1 protein-coding gene is annotated in these 234 nt (G+C 77.8%); it reads right to left on the bottom strand.

The window, feature by feature from the left end; translation table 11 throughout:
• Positions 1-194 (bottom strand): hypothetical protein (locus FVA95_RS30425; protein WP_149667018.1); only part of this gene is annotated, 194 nt, incomplete at its 3' end.
• Between the last annotated feature and the right edge of the window lie 40 nt (positions 195-234).

Here is a 234-nt window from a genome sequence, read left to right as displayed (position 1 = left end):
GCCGGGCCGCGCAGCACCGCGGCGAGCATCGTGCGGCCCGGCGCCGCGCCTGGTTCGACGAGACCGCACCACAGCGTGACCAGCGGTGGCGCGACACCCAGCGGCGGCGTCTCGACCGGGCGGATCGGGCGCGGGCCCGGTGGGCGGCGGCCCGCGGCCTGCCCACCAGCACCAGCACCGACGACCCCGGCCACCCCGACGGCAATGCTGATGATTCCGGAACCGGTGCTGGTG

The sequence above is a fragment of the Pseudonocardia sp. EV170527-09 genome, from assembly GCF_008369905.1.
Lineage (GTDB): Bacteria > Actinomycetota > Actinomycetes > Mycobacteriales > Pseudonocardiaceae > Pseudonocardia.
The sequence above is the reverse complement of the archived record's forward strand: the minus strand, read 5'-3'. Positions and strand labels throughout refer to the sequence as shown.